Source organism: Bradyrhizobium sp. WBOS07, from assembly GCF_024585165.1.
GTDB lineage: Bacteria > Pseudomonadota > Alphaproteobacteria > Rhizobiales > Xanthobacteraceae > Bradyrhizobium > Bradyrhizobium japonicum_B.
Genome location: NZ_CP029008.1, coordinates 2,855,238 through 2,882,073 on the forward strand (window position 1 = coordinate 2,855,238; position 26,836 = coordinate 2,882,073).

At 64.3% G+C, this 26,836-nt stretch carries 33 protein-coding genes; 16 read left to right on the forward strand and 17 right to left on the reverse strand.

The window, feature by feature from the left end; translation table 11 throughout:
* The first annotated feature begins 751 nt into the window (after window positions 1-751).
* From DCM79_RS13385 to DCM79_RS13410, 6 genes are all read left to right on the forward strand, one after another.
* Entirely contained in the window at window positions 752-4,519 is a 3,768-nt protein-coding gene (locus DCM79_RS13385) for a vitamin B12-dependent ribonucleotide reductase (RefSeq protein WP_257180230.1), read from the forward strand.
* A gap of 31 nt (window positions 4,520-4,550) precedes the next feature.
* On the forward strand, window positions 4,551-4,796 hold the full coding sequence (locus DCM79_RS13390) for a DUF4160 domain-containing protein (RefSeq protein ID WP_257180231.1): 246 nt from the start codon (window positions 4,551-4,553) through the stop codon (window positions 4,794-4,796).
* Window positions 4,777-5,025 (forward strand): DUF2442 domain-containing protein, encoded by a 249-nt coding sequence (locus tag DCM79_RS13395; protein ID WP_257180232.1) that lies wholly within the window; start codon window positions 4,777-4,779, stop codon window positions 5,023-5,025. The genes DCM79_RS13390 and DCM79_RS13395 overlap by 20 nt, the downstream gene beginning before the upstream one ends.
* 188 nt (window positions 5,026-5,213) lie before the next feature.
* The gene (locus tag DCM79_RS13400) at window positions 5,214-5,549 is read left to right on the forward strand and encodes a hypothetical protein (RefSeq protein WP_257180233.1); all 336 of its coding nucleotides are present in this window, start codon (window positions 5,214-5,216) and stop codon (window positions 5,547-5,549) included.
* A 105-nt stretch (window positions 5,550-5,654) separates the two neighbouring features.
* A complete protein-coding gene (locus tag DCM79_RS13405; RefSeq protein ID WP_257180234.1) occupies window positions 5,655-6,827 on the forward strand; it encodes an AAA family ATPase in 1,173 nt (390 codons plus the stop codon).
* A gap of 178 nt (window positions 6,828-7,005) precedes the next feature.
* Window positions 7,006-7,521: a ParB N-terminal domain-containing protein gene (locus DCM79_RS13410; RefSeq protein ID WP_257180235.1), complete on the forward strand. Its 516-nt coding sequence runs from the start codon at window positions 7,006-7,008 to the stop codon at window positions 7,519-7,521.
* Between the two features lie 70 nt (window positions 7,522-7,591).
* Here DCM79_RS13410 and DCM79_RS13415 read toward each other — a convergent pair whose 3' ends face one another.
* Window positions 7,592-8,155, reverse strand: coding sequence for a type 1 glutamine amidotransferase domain-containing protein (locus DCM79_RS13415; protein ID WP_257180236.1), 564 nt, complete (start codon window positions 8,153-8,155; stop codon window positions 7,592-7,594).
* A 173-nt stretch (window positions 8,156-8,328) separates the two neighbouring features.
* On the opposite strand from DCM79_RS13415, the gene DCM79_RS13420 reads away from it, so the two are divergent.
* Both DCM79_RS13420 and DCM79_RS13425 read left to right on the forward strand, forming a co-directional pair.
* Window positions 8,329-9,192 (forward strand): nitroreductase family protein, encoded by an 864-nt coding sequence (locus tag DCM79_RS13420; protein WP_257180237.1) that lies wholly within the window; start codon window positions 8,329-8,331, stop codon window positions 9,190-9,192.
* 50 nt (window positions 9,193-9,242) lie between these two features.
* Window positions 9,243-9,740, forward strand: a complete 498-nt coding sequence (locus DCM79_RS13425) for a DUF421 domain-containing protein (RefSeq protein WP_257180238.1) — start codon at window positions 9,243-9,245, stop codon at window positions 9,738-9,740.
* Window positions 9,741-9,901: 161 nt separating this feature from the next.
* Here DCM79_RS13425 and DCM79_RS13430 read toward each other — a convergent pair whose 3' ends face one another.
* From DCM79_RS13430 to DCM79_RS13450, 5 genes are all read right to left on the reverse strand, one after another.
* Window positions 9,902-10,168, reverse strand: a complete 267-nt coding sequence (locus DCM79_RS13430) for a DUF2312 domain-containing protein (protein WP_025575662.1) — start codon at window positions 10,166-10,168, stop codon at window positions 9,902-9,904.
* 304 nt (window positions 10,169-10,472) lie between these two features.
* Window positions 10,473-10,754 carry a hypothetical protein gene (locus DCM79_RS13435; RefSeq protein ID WP_028136704.1) on the reverse strand — a complete coding sequence of 94 codons (282 nt, stop codon included), beginning with the start codon at window positions 10,752-10,754 and terminating at the stop codon, window positions 10,473-10,475.
* 159 nt (window positions 10,755-10,913) lie between these two features.
* Complete coding sequence (locus DCM79_RS13440; protein ID WP_257180239.1) at window positions 10,914-11,576, reverse strand: cell envelope biogenesis protein TolA; 663 nt, start codon at window positions 11,574-11,576, stop codon at window positions 10,914-10,916.
* A gap of 92 nt (window positions 11,577-11,668) precedes the next feature.
* Window positions 11,669-12,094: a VOC family protein gene (locus DCM79_RS13445; RefSeq protein WP_257180240.1), complete on the reverse strand. Its 426-nt coding sequence runs from the start codon at window positions 12,092-12,094 to the stop codon at window positions 11,669-11,671.
* 195 nt (window positions 12,095-12,289) lie between these two features.
* Window positions 12,290-12,649, reverse strand: a complete 360-nt coding sequence (locus DCM79_RS13450; RefSeq protein ID WP_257180241.1) for a cytochrome c — start codon at window positions 12,647-12,649, stop codon at window positions 12,290-12,292.
* A gap of 186 nt (window positions 12,650-12,835) precedes the next feature.
* On the opposite strand from DCM79_RS13450, the gene DCM79_RS13455 reads away from it, so the two are divergent.
* Entirely contained in the window at window positions 12,836-13,009 is a 174-nt protein-coding gene (locus tag DCM79_RS13455) for a hypothetical protein (RefSeq protein WP_164718698.1), read from the forward strand.
* 121 nt (window positions 13,010-13,130) lie between these two features.
* On the forward strand, window positions 13,131-13,481 hold the full coding sequence (locus DCM79_RS13460; RefSeq protein ID WP_028136708.1) for a zinc ribbon domain-containing protein YjdM: 351 nt from the start codon (window positions 13,131-13,133) through the stop codon (window positions 13,479-13,481).
* A gap of 69 nt (window positions 13,482-13,550) precedes the next feature.
* Here the strand turns inward: DCM79_RS13460 and DCM79_RS13465 are convergent, their stop codons facing one another.
* Entirely contained in the window at window positions 13,551-13,805 is a 255-nt protein-coding gene (locus tag DCM79_RS13465; protein ID WP_257180242.1) for a hypothetical protein, read from the reverse strand.
* Between the two features lie 171 nt (window positions 13,806-13,976).
* A complete protein-coding gene (locus DCM79_RS13470) occupies window positions 13,977-14,180 on the reverse strand; it encodes a hypothetical protein (protein ID WP_257180243.1) in 204 nt (67 codons plus the stop codon).
* A 258-nt stretch (window positions 14,181-14,438) separates the two neighbouring features.
* On the opposite strand from DCM79_RS13470, the gene DCM79_RS13475 reads away from it, so the two are divergent.
* Window positions 14,439-15,764, forward strand: coding sequence for a hypothetical protein (locus DCM79_RS13475; RefSeq protein ID WP_257180244.1), 1,326 nt, complete (start codon window positions 14,439-14,441; stop codon window positions 15,762-15,764).
* Window positions 15,765-15,769: 5 nt separating this feature from the next.
* Here the strand turns inward: DCM79_RS13475 and pdxY are convergent, their stop codons facing one another.
* Window positions 15,770-16,588, reverse strand: a complete 819-nt coding sequence (pdxY, locus tag DCM79_RS13480; protein ID WP_257180245.1) for a pyridoxal kinase — start codon at window positions 16,586-16,588, stop codon at window positions 15,770-15,772.
* A 40-nt stretch (window positions 16,589-16,628) separates the two neighbouring features.
* Window positions 16,629-17,270, reverse strand: coding sequence for an FMN-binding negative transcriptional regulator (locus DCM79_RS13485; RefSeq protein ID WP_257180246.1), 642 nt, complete (start codon window positions 17,268-17,270; stop codon window positions 16,629-16,631).
* A gap of 288 nt (window positions 17,271-17,558) precedes the next feature.
* On the opposite strand from DCM79_RS13485, the gene DCM79_RS13490 reads away from it, so the two are divergent.
* Window positions 17,559-17,903 (forward strand): multidrug efflux SMR transporter, encoded by a 345-nt coding sequence (locus DCM79_RS13490; protein ID WP_257180247.1) that lies wholly within the window; start codon window positions 17,559-17,561, stop codon window positions 17,901-17,903.
* A gap of 25 nt (window positions 17,904-17,928) precedes the next feature.
* On the opposite strand, the gene DCM79_RS13495 is transcribed toward DCM79_RS13490, so the two are convergent.
* From DCM79_RS13495 to DCM79_RS13515, 5 genes are all read right to left on the reverse strand, one after another.
* The gene (locus tag DCM79_RS13495) at window positions 17,929-18,249 is read right to left on the reverse strand and encodes a hypothetical protein (RefSeq protein ID WP_257180248.1); all 321 of its coding nucleotides are present in this window, start codon (window positions 18,247-18,249) and stop codon (window positions 17,929-17,931) included.
* Window positions 18,250-18,320: 71 nt separating this feature from the next.
* Window positions 18,321-18,527, reverse strand: coding sequence for a hypothetical protein (locus DCM79_RS13500; RefSeq protein WP_257180249.1), 207 nt, complete (start codon window positions 18,525-18,527; stop codon window positions 18,321-18,323).
* 183 nt (window positions 18,528-18,710) lie between these two features.
* A complete protein-coding gene (locus DCM79_RS13505) occupies window positions 18,711-18,989 on the reverse strand; it encodes a hypothetical protein (RefSeq protein ID WP_257180250.1) in 279 nt (92 codons plus the stop codon).
* A 170-nt stretch (window positions 18,990-19,159) separates the two neighbouring features.
* Window positions 19,160-20,233 carry an SH3 domain-containing protein gene (locus DCM79_RS13510; protein WP_257180251.1) on the reverse strand — a complete coding sequence of 358 codons (1,074 nt, stop codon included), beginning with the start codon at window positions 20,231-20,233 and terminating at the stop codon, window positions 19,160-19,162.
* Between the two features lie 156 nt (window positions 20,234-20,389).
* Window positions 20,390-22,312 (reverse strand): FAD-binding monooxygenase, encoded by a 1,923-nt coding sequence (locus tag DCM79_RS13515; protein ID WP_257180252.1) that lies wholly within the window; start codon window positions 22,310-22,312, stop codon window positions 20,390-20,392.
* A gap of 105 nt (window positions 22,313-22,417) precedes the next feature.
* On the opposite strand from DCM79_RS13515, the gene DCM79_RS13520 reads away from it, so the two are divergent.
* Window positions 22,418-22,882, forward strand: coding sequence for a MarR family winged helix-turn-helix transcriptional regulator (locus DCM79_RS13520; protein ID WP_257180253.1), 465 nt, complete (start codon window positions 22,418-22,420; stop codon window positions 22,880-22,882).
* Window positions 22,883-22,997: 115 nt separating this feature from the next.
* Window positions 22,998-23,429 carry a hypothetical protein gene (locus DCM79_RS13525; protein ID WP_257180254.1) on the forward strand — a complete coding sequence of 144 codons (432 nt, stop codon included), beginning with the start codon at window positions 22,998-23,000 and terminating at the stop codon, window positions 23,427-23,429.
* A gap of 26 nt (window positions 23,430-23,455) precedes the next feature.
* Here the strand turns inward: DCM79_RS13525 and DCM79_RS13530 are convergent, their stop codons facing one another.
* On the reverse strand, window positions 23,456-24,064 hold the full coding sequence (locus tag DCM79_RS13530) for a L,D-transpeptidase (protein WP_257180255.1): 609 nt from the start codon (window positions 24,062-24,064) through the stop codon (window positions 23,456-23,458).
* Between the two features lie 362 nt (window positions 24,065-24,426).
* Here DCM79_RS13530 and DCM79_RS13535 point away from each other — a divergent pair, with 362 nt between their 5' ends.
* A complete protein-coding gene (locus tag DCM79_RS13535; RefSeq protein WP_257180257.1) occupies window positions 24,427-25,479 on the forward strand; it encodes a hypothetical protein in 1,053 nt (350 codons plus the stop codon).
* 326 nt (window positions 25,480-25,805) lie between these two features.
* The gene (locus tag DCM79_RS13540; protein ID WP_028136727.1) at window positions 25,806-26,036 is read left to right on the forward strand and encodes a hypothetical protein; all 231 of its coding nucleotides are present in this window, start codon (window positions 25,806-25,808) and stop codon (window positions 26,034-26,036) included.
* A 1-nt stretch (window position 26,037) separates the two neighbouring features.
* On the opposite strand, the gene DCM79_RS13545 is transcribed toward DCM79_RS13540, so the two are convergent.
* A complete protein-coding gene (locus DCM79_RS13545) occupies window positions 26,038-26,823 on the reverse strand; it encodes an SDR family NAD(P)-dependent oxidoreductase (RefSeq protein WP_257180258.1) in 786 nt (261 codons plus the stop codon).
* Window positions 26,824-26,836: the final 13 nt, after the last annotated feature.

The following is a 26,836-nucleotide window of genomic DNA, read 5'->3' on the forward strand; positions in this document are numbered from 1 at the left end:
CGGCAAAATCAGGGTCAGCTTGGCGCGGATTCGTCGCCCAAGCCACCATCTCGGCGGGCATGCCTGCCCTCACCTTCCGTAGGGCTACGTGAGTCCAGCTGACGCAATCCCTTCGCCCAAAAATATACCTGCCCTGTGAACAGCGGGATGAAGCCTGCGCAGCATGATCAGATACAAATTTTTTCAGTTGGGAATCCGTGAGGACTCACTGATACTTGTCTCCATAGCAGGCGCGGCCAAGACCCCTGTTATCCCCCACAATCCACCATATTTAGTATTTGATTCAGGAACCCGCACTAGTTCTTGACGGGCGCAGCGGAGAGTCCTAGCTTTCGATCCGTTCGGCGCGAGTGAGTTTGCGTCCCGCCGGCACTCCCCCAAAGGGTCTCGCAAATCGGCACTCCGCCAGGCCAGCCAAAGGCAGCGGATGAGGGCTTGTCTGCCCGCGAAGGGCGGATTCTTCGGGCGCCAGAATGGGCCGGCGACAGGCTCGGATGGCACGGAAAGACGTTGTGACGGTGGGGCGTTGAACGCGTGTCGGGCTCATCCCCTTGGGGGCGGAGGGGCCTGGACAGGCAGGCGGGATGTCAGGTGCGCGCACCAGCCATCGCGTCGGGAGAACAAGGGCCGGGTCCACCGGCTGAACTGCGGAGCTGCAAGGCCGAACGGCCAAAGGCGCCGCGAACGAAATGTCGACCGGCACGCCTGAACGGAGGCGAGACCGGTCAAAACTTAAGGACGGGGCAAGACGATGCGGATTGAGCGGCGCCACACCACCCAGGGACAATCACCTTACGCCGGAATCGATTTCCGGCTGACCACGTCGGAGATCAGGAATCCCGACGGCTCGGTCGTGTTCAAGCTCGACAATGTCGAGGTGCCCACGGAATGGTCGCAGGTCGCCTCCGACGTGCTCGCCCAGAAGTATTTCCGCAAGGCCGGCGTTGCCGCGCGCCTGAAGAAGGTCGAGGAGGAATCCGTCCCCTCCTTCCTGTGGCGTTCCGTGCCCGACACCGAGGCGCTCGCCGCGCTCCCTGAGAAGGAGCGCTATGTCAGCGAGCTCAGCGCCAAGCAAGTGTTCGACCGCCTCGCCGGCTGCTGGACCTATTGGGGCTGGAAGGGCAAGTACTTCTCGTCCGACGAGGACGCCCAGGCCTTCTACGACGAGCTGCGCTACATGCTCGCGATGCAGATGGTCGCGCCGAACTCGCCGCAATGGTTCAACACCGGCCTGCACTGGGCCTATGGCATCGACGGCCCCGGCCAGGGCCATTATTACGTCGACCCCTTCACCGGCAAGCTGACCAAGTCCAAATCCGCCTACGAGCACCCGCAGCCGCACGCCTGCTTCATCCAGGGCGTCGGTGACGACCTCGTCAACGAAGGCGGCATCATGGACCTCTGGGTCCGCGAGGCCCGCCTGTTCAAGTACGGCTCCGGCACCGGCTCCAACTTCTCGCGCCTGCGCGGCGAAGGCGAGAAGCTCTCCGGCGGCGGCCGCTCGAGCGGCCTGATGAGCTTCCTCAAGATCGGCGACCGCGCCGCCGGCGCGATCAAGAGCGGCGGCACCACCCGCCGCGCCGCCAAGATGGTCGTGGTCGACGTCGATCACCCCGACATCGAGACCTATATCGACTGGAAGGTGAAGGAGGAGCAGAAGGTCGCCGCCCTCGTCACGGGATCCAAGATCAACCAGAAACACCTCAAGGCGGTGCTGAAGGCCTGCGTCAACTGCGAGGGCTCGGGCGACGATTGCTTCGACCCCGAGAAGAACCCTGCCCTGCGCCGCGAGATCAAGCTCGCGCGCCGCAGCCTCGTGCCCGACAACTACATCAAGCGCGTCATCCAGTTCGCCAAGCAGGGCTACAAGGACATCCAGTTCGACACCTACGACACCGACTGGGACTCTGAAGCCTACCTCACGGTGTCGGGCCAGAACTCCAACAATTCGGTCTCGCTGCGGGACGACTTCCTGCGCGCGGTCGAAACCGACGGCGACTGGAATCTGGTCGGCCGCACGACCAAGAAGATCACCAAGACGCTGAAGGCGCGCGACCTCTGGGAGAAGATCGGCTACGCCGCCTGGGCCTCGGCCGATCCGGGCCTGCACTTCAACACCACCATGAACGACTGGCACACCTGCAAGGCGTCCGGCGACATCCGCGCCTCCAATCCGTGCTCGGAATACATGTTCCTGGACGACACGGCGTGCAACCTCGCCTCCGCCAACCTGCTGACGTTCTACAACATCGAGACCAAGCGCTTCGACGTCGAGGGCTATGAGCATCTCTGCCGGCTCTGGACCATCGTGCTCGAAATCTCGGTGATGATGGCGCAATTCCCGTCGAAGGCGATCGCCGAGCTCTCCTACGAGTTCCGCACGCTCGGCCTCGGCTACGCCAATATCGGCGGCCTCTTGATGACCATGGGCCTGCCCTACGACAGCAAGGAAGGCCGTGCGCTCTGCGGCGCGCTGACCGCCGTCATGACCGGCATCACCTACAAGACCTCGGCGGAGATCGCTTCCGAGCTCGGCACCTTCCCCGGCTACAAGAAGAATGCCCAGCATATGCTGCGCGTGATCCGCAACCACCGCCGCGCCGCCCACGGCCAGTCCAACGGCTACGAGGCGCTCAGCGTCAACCCGGTGCCGATGGACCTCGTCTCCTGCCCGCAAGCCGACCTCGTCAGCCATGCCCAGGCGGCCTGGGATGCGGCGCTCGAGCTCGGCGAGCAGCACGGCTATCGCAACGCCCAGACCACGGTGATCGCGCCGACCGGCACGATCGGCCTCGTGATGGATTGCGACACCACCGGCATCGAGCCCGACTTCGCCCTGGTCAAGTTCAAGAAGCTCGCCGGCGGCGGCTACTTCAAGATCATCAACCGCGCGGTCCCCGCAGCGCTGCGCGCGCTCGGCTATCGCGAAGCCGAGATCGCGGAGATCGAGGCCTACGCCGTCGGCCACGGCTCGCTCTCCAACGCGCCCGGCATCAACGCCTCGACCCTGAAGGCCAAGGGCTTCACCGACGAAGCCATCGCCAAGGTCGAGAAGGCGCTGCCGACCGCGTTCGACATCAAGTTCGCCTTCAACAAGTGGACCTTCGGCGAGGACTTCATCCGCGACCAGCTCGGCATCGGCGCCGAGGCGATCGCGGCGCCCGGCTTCGACCTGCTCCAGGCCGTCGGCTTCACCAAGCGCGAGATCGAGGCGGCCAACGTCCACATCTGCGGCGCGATGACGGTGGAAGGTGCCCCGCACCTTAGGCCTGAGCACTATCCGGTGTTCGACTGCGCCAATCCCTGCGGCAAGATCGGCAAGCGCTATCTGTCGGTCGAGAGCCACATCCGCATGATGGCGGCGGCGCAGCCCTTCATCTCGGGCGCGATCTCCAAGACCATCAACATGCCGAACGACGCCACGGTGGAGGACTGCAAGTCCGCCTATATGCTGTCGTGGAAGCTCGCATTGAAGGCCAACGCGCTCTATCGCGACGGCTCCAAGCTCAGCCAGCCGCTGAACTCGCAGCTCATCAGCGACGATGAGGACGAGGACGATGCGGTCGACCATCTCTACGAGAAGCCGCTTGCCGCCCGCACCGCCCAGGTCTCGGAAAAGATCGTCGAGAAGCTGGTCGAGCGCATCATCGTGATGCGCGAGCGCGAGAAGATGCCGGACCGCCGCAAGGGCTACACCCAGAAGGCGGTCGTCGGCGGCCACAAGGTGTACTTGCGCACCGGCGAATACGACGACGGCCGTCTCGGCGAGATCTTCATCGACATGCACAAGGAAGGCGCGGCGCTGCGCTCCTTCATCAACAACTTCGCCATCGCGGTGTCGCTCGGCCTGCAATACGGCGTGCCGCTGGACGAATATGTCGACGCCTTCACCTTCACCCGCTTCGAGCCGGCGGGCCCCGTGCAGGGCAACGACAGCATCAAGTACGCGACCTCGATCCTCGACTACGTCTTCCGCGAGCTCGCGGTGAGCTACATGTCGCGCTTCGACCTCGCCCATGTCGACCCCAACGAGACCGGCTTCGACGCGCTCGGCAAGGGCGTCGATGAAGGCAAGGAGCCGGACGAGGACGGCGGCCACCACGCCACCCGCCTGGTCTCGCGCGGCCTCACCCGCTCGCGGACCGACAACCTCGTCGTGATGCGCGGCGGCTCGGCCGCGGTCACGCAAGGAAACGACAGCGCGCCTAGCGGTGGCAGCAAGGTCACGGCCCTGGCGCACGGTGCCTCAGCCCGCGCCGGCGACGCCATCGAAGGCGCCGTTGCCCTGAAGCAGGAAGTCCAGCACGACCTCTCGCCGACGGAGAAACTGGAAGCCCTGCAATGGAGCAAGGCTGGCAGCGCCGCGGTTGCGGTGCCCTCCAAGGCGGAGCGCCGCGCCGAAGCCAAGGCCAAGGGCTACGAGGGTGAGATGTGCAGCGAGTGCGGCAACTTCACGCTGGTGCGGAATGGGACCTGCATGAAGTGTGATACGTGCGGCAGCACGACGGGGTGTAGCTGATACCAGCAGCGCAAGTCGCCCGGAGGCATCGATGCCGGTTGCATTACGCCAGGGCGGCTTGCGCTACTACTTCTTCTCGAACGAGGGGCAGCCGCCCGAGCCGGCGCATGTCCACGTCAAAGGCGGCGGCCGTGATGCCAAGGTCTGGCTTGAGCCGGCCATATCGATCGCCGACAGTTACGGCTTCAATCCGCGGGAACTTTCGAATATCCTGCGCGTCGTCGAGGACAACCGCGATCTTCTCCTGAAGGCTTGGCATGAGCATTTCGGCAACTAGCGTTCGCTTTGACGAACATACGATGTGGGTCGAATTGTCGGACGGCCGGACGCTCGGTGTCCCCCTCGCCTGGTTTCCGCGGCTGCTGCACGCCACGCCCGCCGAGCGCGACCAGGTCGAATTGAGCCGCGTCGGGCTGCATTGGGACGCACTCGACGAGGACATTTCCATCGCTGGCCTGCTTGCCGGACGCGGGGATGTTACGCGATCGACGGAGCATGCGGCGTAGTCTAGCGGGATGATCCGCTGGCCGGCCCCTCCAATCGACGAAGGACTTGAAGGTCTCTGCCGGATCGAGCCTGGACCCCGTCGGATGGGTAGCGTGAAAGCGAAACCCATCAACAGCAACCAAGGCAACGATGGGTTTCGCAGGGGCTCAACCCATCCTACGCGCTTCGCTCATCCGGACTGCTTGCCATGACGTTCAATTTTTCTATTCCGACCTCAACGGGAGAAATGAAATTCGAAGTCGCTCCGGGGACGTCCCTTTTGTTTGTCGGAGCGAACGGTGGTGGCAAGACCCGACTCGCGGTATTCATCGAGGATGCCTTAAAGCGAAAGGCTCACCGAATTTCCGCTCACCGCGCATTGAAGCTCGATCCCACCGTTATCAAGATAAACGAAGAATTCGCGCTTCGTGCCCTTCATACCGGCAATAGACAAGACTCCTTTTTGATCACTGATCGGGCGATTGCCCGATGGAACAGTAAGGCCGCGACGACCCTGCTCGATGACTATCAATATCTGATCTAGGCACTCTTTGCCGACCAAACAAACGTCGCTCTGGCTGCGTATAGGGCCAGCAAGGATCGTTCAGGGAACGGCGTTTACCCGGAGTGCTCGACCAAGTTTAAGAAATTGATCGAAATATGGGATCGCCTGCTTCCGCACAGAAAGCTTCGGGTTAGTGGTGATGATATTGTGGTCGTTGCCGCCTCAGGCGCGCAGTATTCCGCAGCGGAAATGAGCGACGGCGAACGCGCAACGTTCTATCTGATCGGTCAAGCACTGATGGCGCCGCCGGATAGTCTCATTATCTTTGATGAGCCGGAACTTCACATCCATCGTTCAATCATGTCGCGGCTGTGGGATGAACTGGAAGCGGCTAGGTCTGACTGCGCGATAGTCCTTATCTCGCATGATTTGGAATTTGTCGCCTCGCGGGACGGACGAAAATACATTCTTAGAGACTATGAGCCGCCGAGAAACTGGACGATCGAACCCGTGCCAGAAGACACGGGTTTTCCTGAAGATATCGCGACCCTCATTCTTGGGAGCCGCAAACCGATCCTGTTTGTCGAAGGCTTGAGCGAAAGTCTGGACCGAGCCATTTATCGGGCTTGTTATCCAGATTGGACCATAATCCCGCGAGGCTCGTGCGAAGAGGTCATTCACGCGGTTACCTCGATGCGGGCCAACGCTGCCCTTACCGCGACAATGTGTTCTGGCATCGTCGATTCCGACGCCTATGACTCTAATGAAATCCAATTTCTGATGAGCAAAGGTATCGCTATTCTTCCAGTTTCCGAGATAGAAAATCTCTTTCTTCTACCGGACGTCCTCAGAGCAATTGGGTGTGCAGAGGGTTTTGAGGGAGCAACAGTCGAGTCGAAAGTCTCTGACATTCTAGATGAACTCTTCGATCAAGCTAAAATGCCCGCAAATCAAACTCCGGTCGTCCTGAGGTACTGTCGAAGAAGGATAGATCGTACGCTAAAGAAGCTAGATCTCCAGAGTGCCAAAGACGTTTCGACGCTTGCCGCTGATTTCGTGTCAAAAACAACCGCCATTAACGTCGAGGATCTGGCTAGACTGGCGACGAGAAGCATCCAAAAAGCCATCGAAGATCGAAATGCCCCCGAGTTGCTCAAGTGGTATGACAACAAAGGCATTCTCGGAATTGCTTGCAAGGCAAAGGGAACGACCAAGAGACAATTCGAGCAATGGATTGTACGCGCGTTGCGTAACAACAGTGCGCCCGGCGTCTCCGAGGTTATTAGAGGGATACTCCCTCCCATTGTCGCGTCTTAAAGACCGTAGGATGGATAAAGCCCTTGCGAAACCCAACTTTCCACCCAAGACCATTGATGAGTTTCGCAAGAGCTCAGCCCATCGTATGAGCAGAAATTGCCTTTGCCGTCGAACCCTTCCCTCCTAAACTGACTCCGCCGGCATGTGTCCTGACGGTCGGTAGAAGCGGAGTCGAGCTATGCCCAAACCGGAAAGCTTCCCGATCGAGAAGATCTTCGTACCTACGAAGCAGAGGAAAGCCATCAAGCCCGCCACCGTCGCGGAGATCGCGGAAAGTATCCTGGACATCGGACAACAGACACCCATCTCCGTTCAGCGCGACGGAGATCGCCTCGTGCTGGTCGAGGGACTGCATCGGTTAGAGGCCTGCAAGGCGCTCGGCGAGACCACCATTCTCGGGGTCGTCGTCACGGAGGAGTTTGCTCAAGCCAAGCCGCTACTCGCCGAACGCCCCGAAGTCGAGGCGGAGCGCCTCAAGATGGCGCGATTGAAGCAGTTGCGCCTGGAGAAGGAAGCCGCGGAGGCATCGGTGGCGGCCTTGAAGGGCGCTGGCGCAGCCGAAGCCTCTCGCGCCCGTTCGGCGACAGGCGTTCGCAGCAATCCGAAGGCATCAACCGGCCGGACTGCGAAACCCGCGCCGAAATCATTGTCAGCCTGGATCGATCAGCAAAAGGGCAGCGGCGGCCGCTATTGATGGCCGCTGCTGCATTCCACCGCCGCTATACGGCTCGATGTCGTCGCGTGCATCATCACTGCGATGGCGACTACGCTGCACTGCTCCGCTGCGTGTGGCGACCTTCCCTCACCTCTTCGATGATCTTCGCGCTGAAGGCCTTGAGGTCACCGGGGTTGCGCGAGGTGATGAGGCCCTGGTCGACGACGACCTCCGCATCCTCCCACTTCGCGCCGGCATTGGCGACGTCGGTCTTGATCGACTTGTAGGATGTCATCCTGCGGCCCCGCGCGATGCCCGTCTCGACCAGCAGCCAGGGCGCATGGCAGATTGCGGCGACGACCTTCTTGGCGTCGAAAACGCTCTTGATGAATTGAAGCGCCTTGGGCTCGACACGCAGCAGATCGGGGTTGATCTGGCCGCCGGGCAGCACGAGGGCGTCATAATCGCCGGCAGAGGCCTGGTCGAGGGTCTTGTCGACCTTGACCGGGCGGCCCCAGTCCTTCTCGTCCCAGCCCTTGATCTCGCCGGCTTGCAGCGAAATGATCTCCACTGTCGCGCCGGCCGCCTTGAGGGTGTCACGCGGCACTTCGAGTTCGGACTGCTCGAAGCCGTGGGTGGCGAGGATCGCGATTCTTTTCCCGGACAGTTCCATCCGTTGTCTCCATTGCGTGTGAGGCGATGCCATTCAATCGAATGCTTTCGCCCTTGGTTCCTCACACGACATCGAGAGGCGCGATATCCGTCGGACCCCACGCGGTCCCGCCTTCCTCCCCCACTCCTCTCGCCCTACACTCCTCCCAACGACAACACCGGGAGAACCGCTCCATGACCGACGCCCCGCTATTCCAGGACGTCATTCGCAAGCGCCGCAGCGTGCGGAAGTTCGAGCCGGGCCGCAGCGTCGGGCGGGATTTGCTGGAGCGGATCGTCGATTGCGGGCGCTGGGCGCCGTCGGGGGCGAACGTGCAGTGCTGGGATATCGTTGTCGTCGACGATCCCGCGATGCGCGAGAAGGTGCTCGCGGTGTTCCTGCGGCAGGCGCAGCGGCTGGTCGATCACGCCAAGGGCTTTCCGGCGGTGAAGAAGACTTATCTGGCCAACACCGTCGCGATCATCCTCGTGCTCGGCGATCCCCGCTGGAAGGTCTGCTTTCCGCAGGCGACCTCGCCCGAGTTCGATGCCGAATATCGCGACAACAACGAGGCGATCTTCTATTGCTCGCTCGGCGCGGCCATCCAGAACATCCAGCTCGGCGTCACCGCGGAAGGGCTGACCTCGGCCTGGCTGTCCGGCGGCGGCGAGGCCGAGACCAATCGCGAGCTCGCAGAAGTGCTGGGCTATCCCGAATGGATGACGGCCTTTGGCACGATCCCGATCGGCTATCCCGCCGTCGACCAGGACCGCCGCTACCGCCGGCCGCTCAAGCAGCTCCTGCACTGGAACGGCTACCAGCCCGCGCAATATCGCCGCCACGCCCAGGTCGATTTCTACGAGAGCACGCTGCGCCCCTTCGCGATGTATCGCGACCAGGAATCCATGGACACCTGGCCGGACCGCGACGAGATGCTGGGCGAGTGGACGGACGCCTTCACAGGTCCCGTCAGCAACCCCGCGCAATCCATCGAAAGCGAAGCCGACTTCTCCCATCCCAGGGTGATCGGCCAAGCCACCAAGCGGCGCCGGAGCTGAAGAGCCCGAACCTGCTCCACCACGTTGCTTCCGTCCAGATGCGAGGCCCCATGTTGAACTTCGAGCTGCCCTGGCACGAGATCTTTGCTCCGACGCATTCGCTCCTGGAAATGCTCGTGCGGGGCACCATCATGTATTTCGGCATCTTCATCTTGATGCGCCTCATCCTGAAGCGACAAACCGGCGGAATCAGCATCCCGGATGTGCTGCTCGTCGTGCTCCTGGCCGACGCCGCACAGAACGGCATGGCGGGTGAATACCGGTCGATCACCGAAGGCCTGGTGCTCGTTGCCACCATTATCTTCTGGAACCTTGCCATCGATTGGCTCGGTTATCACGTGCCCTTCGTGGAGCGACTCGTTCGGCCCCCGCCGCTGCTTCTGATCAAGAACGGAAAGGTGCTTCGCCGCCATTTGCGACAGGAGCTGGTGACGATGGACGAGTTGCTGAGCAAGCTTCGGGAAGAAGGCGTCGACAGCCCTGCGGACGTGATCGAGGCCTATATCGAAGGCGACGGCAACATCAGCGTGAAAAAGAAGGAAAAGTGACGCGCGATGTCTCGGCGCGTAGGGTGGATTAGCGAAGCGTAATCCACCTCTTTTGCGTTCTCGGAGACACCCGGTGGTGGGTTACGCCTTCGGCTAACCCACCCTACGCGGTAGCCGCCATCCGCAGATCGCGGCTACCATCGAGCATCAACCCGATCGTCTTACGCCGCTTTCGCCTGCTCCGGCGAAGCCGTCTCCATCGCGCGCATGTAGAGGTCGAGCAGGCTTTCGCGCTCGTCGCGCTCGTTCTTGTCTTCCTTGCGCAGCTTGATGATCTCCTTGAGGATCTTGACGTCGAAGCCCTCGCCCTTGGCTTCCGCGAAGACTTCCTTCTTCTGCTCGCTCAGCTCCTGCATCTCGCTGTCGAGGTTCTCGATCCGCTCGACGAAGGAACGGATCTTGCCGCCGGGAATGGTGATGTCGGACATGGTGCCTCCTCGCTGACTGAGGTCGCGAAAATGCCCGCAAAGACATAACCAATCTGTTAACCGCGCGGCCCGCGCATTGCCCCTGTGGACAACGCCGAGAGTGCCGTTCCATGCAAGCCGGGCTGAAGACGGAGAGCGTCGCGCTGCGGTTGCACTTGCACGGTGCCGTAGGGTGGGCAAAGCGGCTTGTCCGCCGTAGCTCGAAGAGCGAAGGCGGAAGCGTGCCCACGACCTTGATCATATCGGAGAAAGAACGTGGGCACGGCGCAAGCGCGCCTTTGCCCACCCTACGAATTGTCGTCAGCTACCACCAATACGGCCAGCGCCAGCCCTCGTAGCGAACGTAGGACGGCACCAGCGGCGGGCCGTAGGGATCGACCTTGTCGTCCTCGGGGCGATAGCGATAGCGCGGAACGATGTTGTAATCCCACGGCGTCGGCCGCAGCACGGGCGCGGTGATGATGAGCCGCTCTTGCGGGGCGCGAACGACGACGGCCTTGCGCGGCTTCGCCTCGGCGCCTGATGTTGCAAGGCTGCACAGCACCAGGGCGGTTCCGAGCGCGCAGGCGGCGGTTATTCTTGTCATGCATTGTCTCCTTCGCAGCGAAGAGTGCAAAAGGATATCAGGCAAGGCAAGCGAATTTCGCGCGAGATGTTTTCCGCGGCCATCCTTCGAGACGCCCGCTTTGGGCGGGCTCCTCAGGATGAGGGCGGAGTGCGGGGCAACAGCTTCAGCAGGCACGCCTCATTCACGCGCGCGGCGCAGCGCCTCCTGCAGCTTCATGCGCTGCTTGTCCCATCGCGACTGTTCCGCTTCAGAGCGCTCGTCCAGTGCGGCGCGCGCGGCTTCGATCTCCTCCGCCTTCGCCTCGTGCTCGCGTCGCGCTTTGTCCAGCGCGGCTTCCGCTGCGGCGACGGCCTTGTCGCGGCGCGCGCGCTGCTTGGCGCGGGCGGCCTCCTCCTTGCGGCGCGCGGCCTCGCGCCGCCGCTCCTCCTTCTCGAACGCCGCCGCGGCCTTGCGGGCCGCCTGCTCGTCGACCTTGCGCGACGGCGTCTTTGCGGACTTGGCGGACTTCTTTGCGGTCTTGGCCGGACGCTTGCCGGATTTTCGCCGGGGCCTGGCATCGTCCTCGGCAAGATCGGTCGGCAGCTCGGCGCTTTCGGTGAAGGGACCGTCGGATCCGACCGGGCGCCTGAGCACGACGCCGGGCTTGGCCAGCGTCGCCGCGACGACATCAGGATCGTCGGTCTCCTTCGCGGCGCCCTGATGGAACAGATTGGAGCTGGCGCCCCAGGCCTCGAGCGCCGCCTTCATCGAGGGCGCGGCAATGGCCTGGTCGTAGAAGCCGAGCGAGGTCTGGTAGGTCTTCAGCTTCCGTGTCGGTTTGCTTTTCGCTCGTTTTGCCATGCCGCCCCGATCCTGGCTTCCGCATGCGAACGTAGCCCGGATGGAGCGTAGCGCAATCCGGGGTCTTGTGTCGCTGGGTGAAGCTTCCCGGATTACGCTTGCGCTCCATCCGGGCTACGAGCCTCCAAAAGCGCGTCGTATCCCTTCGCGCTGAACGCCAGCAGGCAGAAGCCGTGCCCGAACGGATCGGCCAGCATCGCGATCCTTCCATAGGGCGCATCGCGCGCCGGCACCTCCAGGACCGCGCCGGCCCGCAGCGCGCGTTCGACGGCCGCATCGACATTCTCGACGACGACGTCGACATGCACCGGCGTCCAGTGCCGGGCGTAGCGGCGGCGGTCGCCGCCGGCGCCCACCGTGCCGGCCTGCTTGGTCAGGAGATAGACCGGCGCCGGCCAGCCGAGCAGCTCGACGAAGCCGGTGCCGAAGCGGCGGCCGACCGTGAGGCCGAAGGCTTCGGTGTAGAAGCGGGTGGCTTGCTCGATATCGGGGACATCGATGTTGAGAAGGAAGCTCATGTCGGACTCGCTGCGCAATTGCGTCGCAAGCCTAGCCCGGATGGCGCGTCAGCGTCATCCGGGATGATGCCGCTGTTTTGCCCGACGCCGCAACCCAATTTCGGCGCAGCCGAAAACGCGAGCCTTATCAAGGCCCGCTCTACTGTGCATGGGGTTGTTTTCGCAAAAATCGTGTCCGCCGTGTCGGCGAGGTGCTCACCTGCGCCTGAGGCTGAGGATATAGGCCGACAGCACGTCCGCCTGCTCCGGCAAGATCACGATGTTCGGCATGTTGTGGTGGCTGGTGCGCCAGAACACCTTGAGCGCCAGCGCGGTGGTGCCGCTGCGGTCGGCGATGGCCTGGAAGCTCGGGGCTTCGTCGAACCATCCGGCCATGCCCGGCTCGACCGCGTGACAGCTCTGGCACCATGCCTGCGCCAAGCGATGCCCCTCGGCGACCGCGCGCGGGCCGGACCGCGGCGCGCCCGCGGCGGTGTGGACCACGCTGAACAGGAACAGCAGCGACAACACGACCAGGAGAGCGAGGCCGAGATAGATTCGAGCACTATGCGACATCGCCCAACCTCACCGTGATTGAATCATGGAGCCAGCCTAGATTTGCCCGGCAAGGCCAGGTTGATCTGCGTCAAGGACGGCGCTCGCGATACGACCTGCGCGCGCGACATTGGCTCATCGATCATGCTCGCCAGGGTCGAGACGAATGCATAAGCTCGCGCTCAATTGAGGTCAGGAGGGATCATCATGAACGGCAATCGCTATTACGGCGTGCGCGTCGAAGGCGCGAAATACGGTGTCGGCTTCGGCTCGGCGCTCGCCATCGCGATCTCCTATGCCGACAACCATTCGATCCTGTGGGCGATCATCCACGGCATCCTCGGCTGGCTCTACGTGATCTTCGTTGCGCTGTTTCGGTGATATCGCACCGGCAGGCGATGGGCCGGCACAGCCGTCGGCAGCTTTCCCTTGCTTTCCTGTTCCCGGCCCCTACGGTCGCGCCGCGAACGTGAGACGAGCAAAGGGTTAGACGAGACTTGCCATGACCGACGCGATGAAATGCCCCGCCTGCAGCTCCGAGCACGCCTATCAGGACCGCGATCTCTGGGTCTGCCCGGAGTGCGGCCATGAATGGAGCGGCGCGGCGGAAGCGGCCGCGGAGAGTGCGCCGGATGCCGGCGTGCGCGATGCCAACGGCAATGCGCTCGCTGATGGCGACAGCGTCATCGTGATCAAGGATCTCAAGATCAAGGGCTCGTCCTCGGTGGTCAAGGGCGGCACCAAGGTGCGCAACATCCGTCTCCAGGACGCCAGCGACGGCCACAACATCGCCTGCAAGATCGACGGCATCGGCGCCATGAACTTGAAGTCGGAGTTCGTCAGGAAGGCGTAGCGGCGGACGTAAACGAAGGCAGTGGATCCCGCGCCTCCGCGGAACCCACCTGCCTTCATGCGTGTCAGCTCAGCGGGCAGCGCCCGTGGTGACGTTCGCGGTCGTCAGCTTGCGCGGGCTGAGGACGTTGGTCTGGTGGGCCGAGGCGACCGTGGTCGGCGCAGCAGCCTGCTGCTCGACATGGGCGGCGCCGAGGACGCGAACCTGCAATGGCGAGACCGCAAATCCGTTGGTCTCGTAAGTCGGCAGCTCGGCGGCAAAAGCCGCGGTGCTGCCCGCGATCGTCAGGATGGCTGCGGCGATCGACAAAGTCTTCTTGTTCATTGGTGATGCTCCGGAAGTGGAAGAGTCGGAGCATAGTTAGGTCGAATTTGCTGCATTGCGACATACTTTGTCGCATTGCAACATCGCGTCCCGCGCATGACAAGATGTTTAATGCGTTCAAGGCTTTGGCCGAATCACGCCGGCCGCGACAAGCGCACCGGCGGACGGTGCTCAGCCACCGAGCACGTTGCCCCAGCCATCGAACAGATAGGTTTTCCAGGCCACCGTTCCCTCGGGGCCCGGCCGGCTGGCCCGCCTGTAATCGTCGGCCTGGTCAGCCGTCCAGGTGATGATCGTGTCCGTGAGGCGGTCGTGCAGGATGGCGGGTTCGGTGGGATCGAAGGCGTCCATGGGACGAAGCGAGGCATGCGTCATGGCCGACCAAACGTGCCAGCCGCAACAAAGTTGCCGCGACGCGGCAATCAAGCTGCTTTCGTGGAACCGGCGTTGCGCCTCAGCAACAGTGCTGCGAAAAGCCCATTTTTGCCGATTTGCGCCATTGCGCCGCCACACGGTCCTCCGAACAATCGACGCACTGCGTGCCTTTCCGTGCCAGGCTGTTTGCGTCAGGCTGTTTGCATCATGACTGTCCGGACAAGACGGGTTCGGGCAGACCGTTTGGAGGCAGGGATCATGAACGATCGGCAGTCTCTTCTGGTGGCGGTCACATGCCCCTCGGCCGTGCTCGCCGGCTGGCTGGCGCTCTCCCTCTCCGCCTATGCCCCTGCTCTGATCGAGAACAGCGGTGCCAATGCGGCTGCCGTCTCGCGCGCCAAGGACCTGGCTAAGGATCTCGTCAAGGATGTCAGCCGGCTCGACCTCGCCGACGTGCCGCGCGCTGCGACGATCGAGGACGGTATCGCCTTGACCGCCGACATCGCGGCTGCCGTGGCCGCGGCACCGGCTCCCACGAGCGAAGCAGCGCCTGAGACGCCCGCTCCCGCCATCAAGCTCGCCTCGGCCGATCCGGCGCTGATCCTGCCGGTGGAGGCGCCGCCTGCGTTGCAGATGTCGCCCGAGCCGGAGCCCGTCGTCGGCGAGGCTGCCCCGGTCGCTGTGCCGGAGCCCATCAAGCTTGCCTCGGCCGATCCCACCGAGATCGTGACGACCGACGCGCTGTTGCCCGCGGCAATCGCCAGCGGCCCGGTCACGCCCGTGAGCAAGCCATCGCCGCCGGCCGACACCGTCGCCGTGCTCGACGAATGCTTCGTCATGGAGGCCTGCGTCGACCGCTATCTCTGGGCGCTCTATCAACGCACCGCCAAGGAAGACACGATCAAGGTCCAGGAGCGCCGCGCCGTCACGATCAAGCGCAAGGGCAAGACGGTCACGGTGATGCGCAACTTCACCAAGCTGGTCGATCAGGACTTCACCTGGAAGGATCCGAAGGCGGCCGAGCACGCCGGCATGTCGATGATGGACTACGTCATCGGCGGCATGGACAAGAGCTTCAAGCTGAAGCTGTTCCGCACGCTGCTCGCCGCGGAGGCCGCCGGCCTCTCGCCCGGCATCACCAGCGCGTTCCGCGATGATTATCGCCAGTCGATCGCGAGCGGCCTGAAAGCGGCCTCCGACCGGTCCTATCACGGCGGCAGCTTGCGCGGCGGCTACGGCCACGGCATGGCGGCCGACATCGTCAGCACGCAAGGCAACAACCGTGCGCAGCGCTGGGTCTCGACCGAAATCCTGTGGAAGTGGGTCGACGCCAACGGCAAGGCGTATGGCATCGGCCGGCCCTATCTCGGCCGCGATCCGCCGCATGTCGGTCCCATCGACGGCAAGGAGTACATCTCGCGCCGCGGCACCGGCGACGGCAAGCAAGTCGCCAGCGTGAAGCCCAAGCAGGCGGTGCGTGCCGCATCGCATGCCAAGCCGCCAAAGGCCCAGGTCGCGCGCGAGCAGAAGAGTCCCGCCAAGCCGCAGAAGTCGGCGCAATCGGCCGGTAAGCCCGCGACCTGAAGCCGTTACGTCGCGCGTCCCGGCGTCGGCAGCGGCACCAGCCGCATCTCGGCCGTGCCGGCGTCCTGTGTGCGTACCAGCACCGCAAAGACGGTGTCGACCGCAAGCCGCACCGCTGCCTCCGTCGCCTGGCCCTTGGCCAAATGTGCTGCGATCAGGCCGGTGAGGAGATCGCCGGTGCCGTAAGGGCGGATCGGCAGGCGCGCAGTCGCAAAGCGCGATAATTGCCCGCCGGCGCACAGGATCGTCTCCACCTGCCCTGCCGCCGTATCGGCGAGCGTGCAGCCGGTCGCGACGACGTCGATGCGACCGGTCCCCGCCAGCGCCGCACACGCGGCGCGCAGGCCCTGCGCATCCGCGATCGTGAGGCCGGAAAGCAGCTCGAGCTCGAACTGGTTCGGCGTCGTCAGCTTCGCCGCCGGCAGCAGCCGGTGCCGGACCACGTCCAAAATGCCGTCGGCGACATAGACGCGGCCGTCATCGCCGATCACGGGATCGCAGAGATAGACGAGCTTCGGATTCCGCGTCAGCGCCCGCTCGACGAAATCGGCGATCGCGGCGGCATTGCCCGGTGAGCCGAGATAGCCGGTCACGAGCACGGCGGCTTCGTCGACCAGCCCGCGCTCCTCGACACCCCTCAGGAGATCGGCGACGAGCTCGGTCTCCAGCACCCGGCCGCGCAGGCTCGGATAGCGCGGATGGTTGGACAGCAGCGTCGTCGGCACCGCTGCAACGTTCACCCCCTCCGCCTGCATCGCATAGGCGGCCGCGCTGTTGCCGACATGGCCGTGGACAACCTGGCTCTGAATGGAGATCACGAGCATGAGGAAGGTCCGTAAGGTCAAACGTTGCGCGAGGCAAGCGCTACGGCATCTCGTATCCAAGCCCCTGCCGCAGCGCCTGCATCTTGCGCGCCAGCCGCCGGTGACCCGACTCCTCCGACCGCGCCAATCGATCGACGACCGCGACATGGTCAGCATCGCTCTTGTGCTGGTTGAGCTTGGCCTGGCCTTCGACCTCATCCACCACGAGATCGACGACGCGGATCGCAGCCAGCATGCTCTCACGCTTGCCCGGCTCCATCTGCGCGAGGTCCCAGGGTTCTTTCGGTAAGCGCGCCTCGGAGATTGCGAGCAGCGCATCGCCGTGTCCGCGGTTCTCGTCGAGCCCGCGCAGATGGGCCACGCCCGACAGGTGCACCGCTTCGTAAAGCCAGGTCGAGACGTTGTCGCGTGAGGCATACCAGTCGTTGGAGACATAGGCATCGTCGCCCGTAACGATCAGCAGAAATCGTCTGCTGCCATCGGCCAGCGCCACAAGCGGATTCTTGGCGGTGAAGTGAATCTGCACGACGGTGCGCCCGCCGCGCTCGGTCAGCACGAATGGCACGTGCGAGGCCCGCGGCCCGCGCCCGTCCGCCGCCACGATCACGCCGAAGCCGCGAGATGCGGCAAACTCCAGCGCGCGCTGTGTCTCGATGCGGAACTGGGCGCGGAGAACGTGCATGGCGCGGGGACTCGATGAATGGATGACGAATGCGGCGAGGCTAACCCATAATCCCCCGAGATCTGAACAACAATCAACCTTCGAACGCTGCTGCTGGCAATCCCTCAGCGCCGCGACAACCTCGCAAGATAGGCGCAGACATGTCGGTCATAGCGTCTCGCGGCCCCGTTCGCATTCCAACCGGTGTCGCAGGTTCGTCACTCACACATGATATCTGCTCGCGGCAAAAAGCCATCCATGGGGCTGACTTGGCTGCCCCTGCGGTTTCTCTCTTGCGCCGAGAGGCTCATGACCTCCGCTTTCAATGCTTACGCGGCCCTCGCCCTTGGCATCGTGTTCGAGGTCATCGCGTCGGCGCTCCTGCAGCAGTCCGCGCAGTTCACCCGTCCCTGGCCGACGCTGGCGATGGTGATGTTCTACGTCGCCTCGTTCTATGCGCTGTCGGTCGCGATCCGGGTCATTCCGTTGAGCATCGCCTATGCGATCTGGGGCGGGGTCGGCATCATCCTGACCGCCACCGTCTCGTTCGTGCTGTTCCGCCAGATCCTGGACTCCGCAGCCTTCGTCGGTATCGCCCTGATCGTATCAGGCGTCGTGATCATCAACCTGTTCTCGGAGAGTGCGGTGCGTTGATCCCGGCAAGCTGCGGCGCGCAGAGCTACTGGCTCTGCGCCGGCTTGGGCTGATTCGGAGTGGATCGCGCCGGCTTCTTCGCGGGCCTGGCCGCAGCGCGCGGCGGCGGCTCGTCGACCGATTCCAGATAGGCGGCGAGCATCCTCGCCGAGTCCGAGCTGGTCGCGTAATGGTCCTTCAGGAACCAGGACAGCGTCAGGGTAAAGCGACCCTTGGCAAGGCCGCGCGGACTGCGATGGCAGGTCGCACAGCTGTCAGCGAAGAGCTTGGCGGGCGACTTGCCGGCGTCGAGATTTTGCGCGGCCGCGACCGTCGCCGTGAAAACGGCCGCGGCTGCAAGACTCATCAAGGCCGCGATCGGCGCGCGCCCCGGACCAAACAGCGATGTCAAATGACGTCCCCTCGGCCGCGCGTCGGTTACGCCGCCGACAGCTGATCGAATTCGGGCGGCGCGTAGGCCTTGCCATCCTGGTCGGTGATGACGACGCGCCACCCTTCGCTCGCCCACACCCTGGCCTTTGCCACGATGAGCAGCCGGCTCTCGCGGGCGAAACTGTACTTCTCATTGTCGCGTTCTGCGATCATCTTGTAGGCCAATTCGCGTCCCCTTGCGTCGCCCTGCACCCGCCCTCCTCGTGGCAGCGGGCTTTGGCGGCAATTCGCCGGGAGCGTGGCAATTTGGTGCCATCCGCAGGCGCGACGCCGGCGGCCGGCGCCGAGCCGCCTTCATGTCGTCCTGAATCGGGCACGGGAGCTGGTCCGTCACATCAGCTGCAACGGAACCGAGCGTCCCAACCTCGCGCTCCGCTAATGCACGCGGATGATATGGGGACGGCCGAGATCGATCAGTCCCTGCACTGCCGAGAGGCGGTCGTCGAGGGCTGCGATGGTGAGCAGCAGATTGTTGCGACGCTCGTCGAGCATGCCGATCTCGGCGCCGGTGAGCTTCGCGCCCATCCGCTCCTTGTGAATCCCTTCCAGGGATTCGCGCAGCCCGGCAATCAGACCCGCCAGCTGCTTGGCCTCTTTGGTCATCGACCGCTTCGCGACGTTGTGGCGGCGCGTCTCCGCCTGGCTTTGTCTCATCTTCATCCTCCCGTGCCCCGCTGCCCCGAGTGGATGCTTGCATCTTTGGGTACACATCTTACGATCGATGAAATCTGCCCGCGAAGAACTTTCTTAAATTGTACGCGCAGGGAACCCGACTCGATCCTGCAGAAAGCCCGGCGCGCGGGCCGGGCTTTCCTTCGGGCTTCTTAGCGCTTCTGATGGCCGCCGCCGGGGCCGCCGGCCGGAGCACCGCCGCCGCGGGGCGCGGCGTTGACGTGCGGAGCGCCGCCACCGCCCTGCGGCATTGCAGGCGCAGCGGCACGGGGCGCCGGCATCTGCGCTCGGGCATTCATCGGCGCGCCGTGGCTCACATTCGGCTGCGCGACATGCGGCATTGCGCGTCGCTCGGCAGGTGCGGCCGAGCCACGCGGGGCTTCATGCGCGCGAGCCATCGGCCGGGTCCGCACCGCAGCGGGGCTTGCGGCCCGCTCGTGTATCATGCGGGCCTGGGCATCGCGCGGACTGCGAGTCTGCACATGGGTCCGCTCATGCGCGGCGCGCTCGCTCCGTCCGGCACGCGTCCGGTCGGCGGCAACAGCCGCGTCGCGCTTCGCGATCGCCGCGTCACGTCTCGTGATCGCCGCGTCACGTCTCGTGATCGCAGCGTCACGTCTCGTGGTCGCAGCGTCACGTCTCGTGATCGCAGCGTCACGCGTGGCGATCGCGGCGTCGGGCCGCGCGTTCGCGGCGTTGCGTCCGGAGATCGCGGCGCCCCTGCCCCGCACGCCTTCCCGCTCCAAAGCAACCGCCGCATCGCGCGTCGCCGCGCGACCGATACGGGCCGCGCGCGGGTCAAGCGTCATTCGGGTCGCGATGCTCCGGTGCGATGTCCAGTAGCTGCTCCAGTAGGCGTGGCGGCGATACCAGGGACGCCCCGAATAATGGTTCGACCAGTACGATGTCAGCACGAACGGGACCACGGGCACGCCGATCTCGTCGACATAGTCGGGCAGATAAACGTAGCGGTTGCGATAGAGATATTCGAGATATTGCGATGACACCCAGCCGCGATCGTCGGAAAAGCTGACATCGCACCAGGCGTTGCCGCGCAGGCAGCCATGGATGTTGACGCGGGCGCCTCCGGGGATGCGATCGACCAGGGGAAAGCCTGCGCCCGGGCCGGCCCGCAGGCCGGTCGAGACGGTGACGATGCCCGGCGCGGCCAGTGCGGCCGTTGGCGCGAACAGCAATGCGGCAATCAAAACGCTCTTGAATTTCATGGCGTGTTCCTCTTCTTTCGAGTCGGAACGCGCTGGCGGAATGGGCGTTCCGTGCGCGAGGGCCGCATCTGCCCGAAAGATTGAAACGCAGTCGGTCGCGGTTCAATATTCATTCGCCGTTCATCGGCGCAACGCGCCAGCGTCGCTGTCCGATCGTCAGTTGACCTGCAACATGAACGCGTCGAAGTACGATGCAAGCCCGGCAAAGTCGTCGAGCGGCAGCACGTTCGCGACATACTGGTCCGGCCTCACCACGACCATGCAACCGGCTGTCCGATCGATGCCCCGCATGGCGAAAACGTCGTGGCCGCTCTTGAGGTCCGGGCAGTACATCTTCTCGTAGTCGCGCAAGCCGTAACGGCCTTTACGCGGGAGCAGCAGCGGCGGCATTGCCTCGACGGCGAGCTCACGATGGTTCTGCTGAAACACCGCGCGCAGATCGATCACGCTGTCGACGTCGGCGCCGCCAGGCGTATAGCGCCTCACCGGCGACTCCCGCGCCTCGGTCAGGAAATTGCAGAGCGCGCGAAGGGCCGAGCCTGCGGCTGCAGGATCTTCCGCGGGAGAGAAGGCATAGATCCGGAAACGGCCGTCGGCCTGCCCGGCATGACCGAGATGCACCGGCTTGGCGTCAGCCAGCCGGATCACCGGGGCGGAATGGAAGCGCTTGCCGATGACGAGGCCTTGCGCGAGGTGCTGATGCGACGCCGCGCCGGTGAGGAGCGACGGCCTGTAATGCGTCGCCGTGCCCGCGGTGTAGCGGCCGTGCCGGACGAAATAGTCCTGGGTTTTGGCAGCATCGGCGCCGCCGGCCTTTGCGGCGGAGGCAAGAATGCCCGCCCATTCGCGGTCGAAATCGATCAGCTCCTTGGCGACCGCCTGGCGCTCGGCCGAATAGGAATGCAGCAGCTGTGGGGCGCACTGCTTCCGCATGACGGCCGCGAGCTTCCAGCCGAGATTGAAGGCGTCCTGCATCGAGACGTTCATGCCCTGCCCCGCCTTCGGGCTGTGGGTGTGGCATGCATCGCCTGCGATGAAGATGCGCGGCAGGCGCGTTGCGGTCTCCGCGTCCGGCACGTCGTCGAACTTGTCGGTCAGGCGCTGGCCGATCTCGTAGACCGACCACCAGGCGATCTCCTTCACCTCCAGCGTATGCGGCTTCAGGATCCGCTGCGCCTTGGCGATGACGTCATCGGCGGTGATGTTGCGGCTCGCGACGCGCTCGCCGACCTCGAGCTTGGCGAGCTCGACATAGATGCGGACCATGTAGCCGCCTTCGCGCGGAATGATCAGCAGGCTGCCGTCCCTGGCCGACTGGATCAGCGACTTGAAGCGGATGTCCGGAAAATCCGTCACGGCCAGCACGTCCATCACACCCCAGGCGTGGTTGGCGGAATCGCCGTGCAGCTCGCGTCCGATCGACTTGCGCACCGTGCTGCGCGCGCCGTCGCAGCCGACGACATAGCGCGCCTTGACCGTCTCGACCTTGCCCTCGTTCGCGGCATCGACGCGTTCGAGACGCACCGTCACGGCATGATCGCCGGGACCTGCGGCCGGATCGACCTGGAGGTCGAGAAGACGGCGGCTGTAATGGGGTTCGAGCTTGGCCGGCGATTTGCGCATGACGTCGAGAAAGCCGTCATGGATACGTGCCTGGTTGAGGATGACGTGCGGGAATTCAGACAGGCCGTCCTCGACGTCCTGCACCCGGCCGCTGCGGATGATGGTGTCCGGCCTGCGTTCGTCGGGCTTCCAGAACGTCGTCTCGTTGACCCAATAGGCCTCCTTCAGCACGCGCTCGCTGAAGCCGTAGGCATGAAACATCTCCATGGTACGGCAGGCGATGCCGTCGGCCTGCCCGACCAGCAGGCGGTCCGACTTCTGCTCGACGATGCAGGTCTTGATGTCGGGGAATTGCGCGAGCTGAGCCGCGAGCGTGAGGCCGGCCGGCCCGCAGCCGACGATGAGGACATCGACCTCGTCGGGCACGGCGCCCGCTGCGCCGGAAGCCTGAAGGCGGTCGGCGGGATCGGCTATCTCGGGATCGCCCGGCTGAAATCCATTGAGATGGAATTGCATGAGCACCTCTCCCCGGCAACGCTCTGTTTGGATATTGCTCAGTATGCTGACTATCAGTATACTTGTCAATGAGCCGCAGCGTCCCCGTCCCAGGAGAAGAATTCGGTGAAAGACAACAACGACATGCCCGGGCATCTGGCGCGCCGGTTCCAGCAGATCGCCGTCGCGGTGTTCCTGGCCGAGGTCGAGGATGCCGGCTTCGACCTGACGCCGGTGCAATACGCCGCGCTTGCGACGATCAAGGCCAATCCGGGGCTCGACCAGGTGACGCTTGCGGGCCTCATCGCCTACGACCGCACCACCATCACCGGCGTAATCGACCGCCTCGTGCAGAAGGGCCTCGCCGAGCGGCGCGCCTCCAGCCGCGACCGCCGCGCCCGCGAGCTCGTCATCACCGACGAAGGCCGGCGCACGCTGCGCAAGATCACGCCGGCGGTCGAATCGGCCCAACGCATCATGCTGCGCGGCCTCAGCGCGAAAGAGGCCGAGGACTTGATGCGACTGCTGCGCAAGGCGATTGCCGCCGGCAACGATCTCAGCCGCGCTCCGCTGCGCGATGCGCCGGTCTGATGCCGCACGTGCCGCAATTGTCGCAGCGCACGAAACCAGGAACTAACTTTCAGCTGCTAACGTCGGCCGCATTGGGCGCTTAACGCGCGATTAACTTTGCGGGACGGAGTTCGGAATGTTCAGGTTCCTCGTTGTGGCCGCAGCCATGACGCTCACGGTCAGTCATGCGGTGGCGGGCGGCCATGGCGGCGGTGACCCTCCTCCGCCGAAGGTCGAGGCGCCGGTGGCTCCGGCCAAGGTCATCCTGACCAAGCAGGGTCCCAAGCTCGTCGATCTCAATGGCATGACGCTCTATACTTATGAGCGCGACACCACCGGAAAGACGTCGAACTGCAACGGCAAGTGCACCGAGAACTGGGTGCCGCTGCCCGCAACGGCCGACGCCAAGGCGGTCGGCGACTTCACCGTGATCAGCCGCGACGACGGCAGCAGGATGTGGGCGTACCGCTATCGTCCGCTCTACACCTCGCCCGCCGACAAGGCGCCCGGCGACGCCAAGGGCAACGCCACGACACTGCAATGGCGAATCGCGCGGCCTGCCGACTAGCGCGGGATCAGCCCAAGCATGTGACGTCAGAGCGCGCGTAAGCTCTGCCAGCCACCGCCCGCCTCGGCCCGCGCGCTCTGTCCGGGCGGCAGCACCACGACCATCGAATTGAGCTTTACCCGGTCGTACAGGTCGATCACGTCCTCGTTGCGCATCCGGATGCAGCCAGACGAGATCGCCTGGCCGATATATTCAGGCTGGTTGGTGCCGTGGATGCGATAAAGCGTGTCCTTGTTGCCGACATAGAGATAGATGCCGCGCGCGCCCAGCGGGTTGGCGGGACCGCCGGGAACCCGTGCCGGATACGGTCCGAGCCGCGCCTGGATATCTGCCGTCGGAACCCAGTCCGGCCATTCCGCTAGGCGGCCGACCCGCGCGACGCCGGAGAACGCCATGGCTTCCTCGCCCACTGCAACGCCGTAACGGATCGCCTTGCCGTCAGGCAGCACGAAATAGAGGTAGCGGGCGTCGGTATCGACGAGGATGGTGCCGGGCTGCTCCTTGCGGTGATAATCGACGATGTGACGGAGATATTGCTCTGGCACATTCGCCTTCGCATATGGCGTATGCGCGAGCAGCTGCCGGTCGCGCGGCGTCATGCTCGCATCGCTCGAAGGTGAAAGCGTGGTCTGCATGCAGCCGCCCAGCGGCAGCAAGGCAATAGCGAATAAAGCGATTAAAGATTTTGGCACCGCCGGCCCCTCTAGCGGATAGCACCCCCAGCATCGCCAGATGTTGCCAAAATCGTGCTGAAAACAAGGCAACGGGAAACACGTGCACGTGTTCGACAAATCCGGTTCCATCACCACAAACGGCGGAAGAGCGTCGCATCATCTCCATCCCCTCGCCTTGCTTTGGTCAAACCCGGCTGGACTCGTGCGTCATGCGCCGGGGCTCATCGGATTAGGTGGGCTCCCCTCGACAGATCGGCTCGCGCCAATGCGAGCGACCAGGACGTAACACCGGGCCTCAACGCCTGGGCTTCAAAGGAGCTGCGATGCTCGCGACGCTGAACCCCAAGCAAATCGTCGATGAGATCGTGAAGGACACGGTCAAGGACAACGATCCGCACGACGCGATTCAGATTTCGCCCGACATCGTGCTGGCCTCGCGCCCCGTCAGCGTGGCACCCGCGTTGGCGCCTGACGTCGCGACCCGTCCGGAGCCGAAATTCGCGCCGCCGCCCAAGATCTCTCTGGAACCCAAACGCTCCCTGGAGCCGAGGTTCGCTCCGGTCTCGGAGCCGCCGGCGCCGCCGCCGCCCTCGGTCGACACGGCCGTGCGCGTCGCAGCGAGCGACGATCATGTCCGGCCGAAGCGATCGGCAATGCGCAAGTGGCTGCGCGGCGCGTTCGTCACGTTCCTGTTTGCGGGAGGAAGCGCGGCCGCCACCATCGCCTGGGAGCGGCACGGCGATACGGCCAAGCAGATGCTCGCCGAATGGACGCCTGCTCTGACGTCGTTGACGTCGTTGACGTCGCTGCTGCCCTCGACATCGCAGACCGCGCCGCTCGCCCCAGCGCAGGCCGCGGCGCCGGCGCAGCAAGATGCGCCGCCCGCAGCGCAAACGCCGACCGATCAAGTCATGGATCAATCGGCCACGCCGCCTGTGGCGCAGGTTGCAACAGCCGCGCCTGCGGCAACAGCTTCCGATTCAGCGCAGTCGGTGCAATCGATGACGCGCGACCTCGCCGCGATGGCGCAACAGATCGAGCAGCTCAAGGCCAACATCGCCGAACTAAAGGCCGGACAGGAGCAGATGGCGCGCGAGATGGCGAAGCCGCCTGCACCGAAACCGGTGGCTGAGGCCAAGCCGGTCGACCCGCGCACACGCGCAGCCGCGCTGCCGCCGAAACCTCCGGCGCCGCCGGTTCGCAAACCGAAACCCGCCGTGTCGCAAACTTACATGCCGGCTTATTCGCCCCAGCCGCTCGCGCCGCCGCCGCCGCAGTCGCAAGCTGCCGCTGTCCCGCCGCCACCTGTCACCACGACGCAAGCCGTTGCCGATGACGACGGCCCGATCGTGCGTCCGCCGATGCCGTTGCGCTAGACGATGGGTTGAGTCCGGGCAATTACGGGAAGCGCTATTTCACGCTCAAGAGAAAAGGCCGTCGGGATCTATGCCGGCGGCCTTCTCTTGCAGCTGCCGGTTCCCGGAGCCCGGTTCTGCTGCAATTCCATGCCTTGATGATTGCGCCACGTATTTAATAAACTCTTAACGGCCCCGCAGGCTGCACATCATTTCTGCGCCATAAGCACAGAGATTGCGCGGCCCGTTCATTCGATAGATATCGACTCAGTGCTAACATCCGGACGTGTCGAGATTTCCATTGAAGATTTGTTTTTAAAGCCGGGTCGTCACATCGGGGAATTCGGATGCCTTACTACTCCTTCGATCTCGTGGTTGGTGAAGAGTTCAGGAACCAGGGCGGAATCATTCTCGAGGACATCGAGGTCGCCTCCGACCGCGCCGATCAACTCGCATGCGAGCTGTCGCAGGTGAAGCCGGAGCTGCAGCAGAAGGGTTGCGCGGTGCGCGTCACCGATCGCGATCACAACGAGCTCTATCGCACGCCGCTCGATCCGGTGCCGGCCTGGCGCCGCTGACTTAGGCGTCGAGCGCCGGCGGCTCGAACCAATTGGTCAGCGCCAAGCCGCCGTCGACGACGAAGGCCGCGCCGGTGACGTAACCGGACAGCTTGTTCGACAGCACCGTGAGCGCCATCGGTGCGAGGTCGCTCGCCTCGCCGAGACGCCCGAGCGGAATGTGCCGCGCCAGCGCGGGATCCGCAACGAAACCGCCGGCCGCGATCGCGCCAGGCACCAGCGCATTGACGCGGATGCCGTAGCGGCCGAACGTCCTGGCCAATTCCTTCACCAGCATCGCCAACCCTGCCTTCGCCGTGGAATAATGCGGCAGGTTGCGCGGCGTGCCTGCATGCAGCGAGGTGAGAAACAGGAACGAGCCCGGCCGTTTCGCCGCGATCAGGCGCTTGGCGAGTTCGCGCCCCAGGTGAAAGCCGGCATCGAGATTGACGGCATGCATCTGCTGCCAGGTCCTGCGATCGACCGCGAGCGCATGATCGGCCTCGCGCCGCGGCGGCGACGCGCTGTGAACGAAATGCGTGATCTCGCCCAATGCCGTCTTGGCCGCTTCGAGCAACGCCTCGCATGCGGCCGGCTCGGCGAGATCGCCGACCCAGGGCACGGCGAGCTCGGGCCGCGGGCTGGCCCCGATCGCGGCGCTCACCCGGCCCGCATCGACGTCGGCGAACACGGTCCGCACGCCCTCGCCGACCAGAGCCTGCGCGATGGCGCGGCCGATGCCGTTGCCCGCGCCAGTCACGAGCGCCGTATCGTGGGTGGGATCGAACGGCGTGCTGAACAGGCTCATGTCGCTCTCCAAG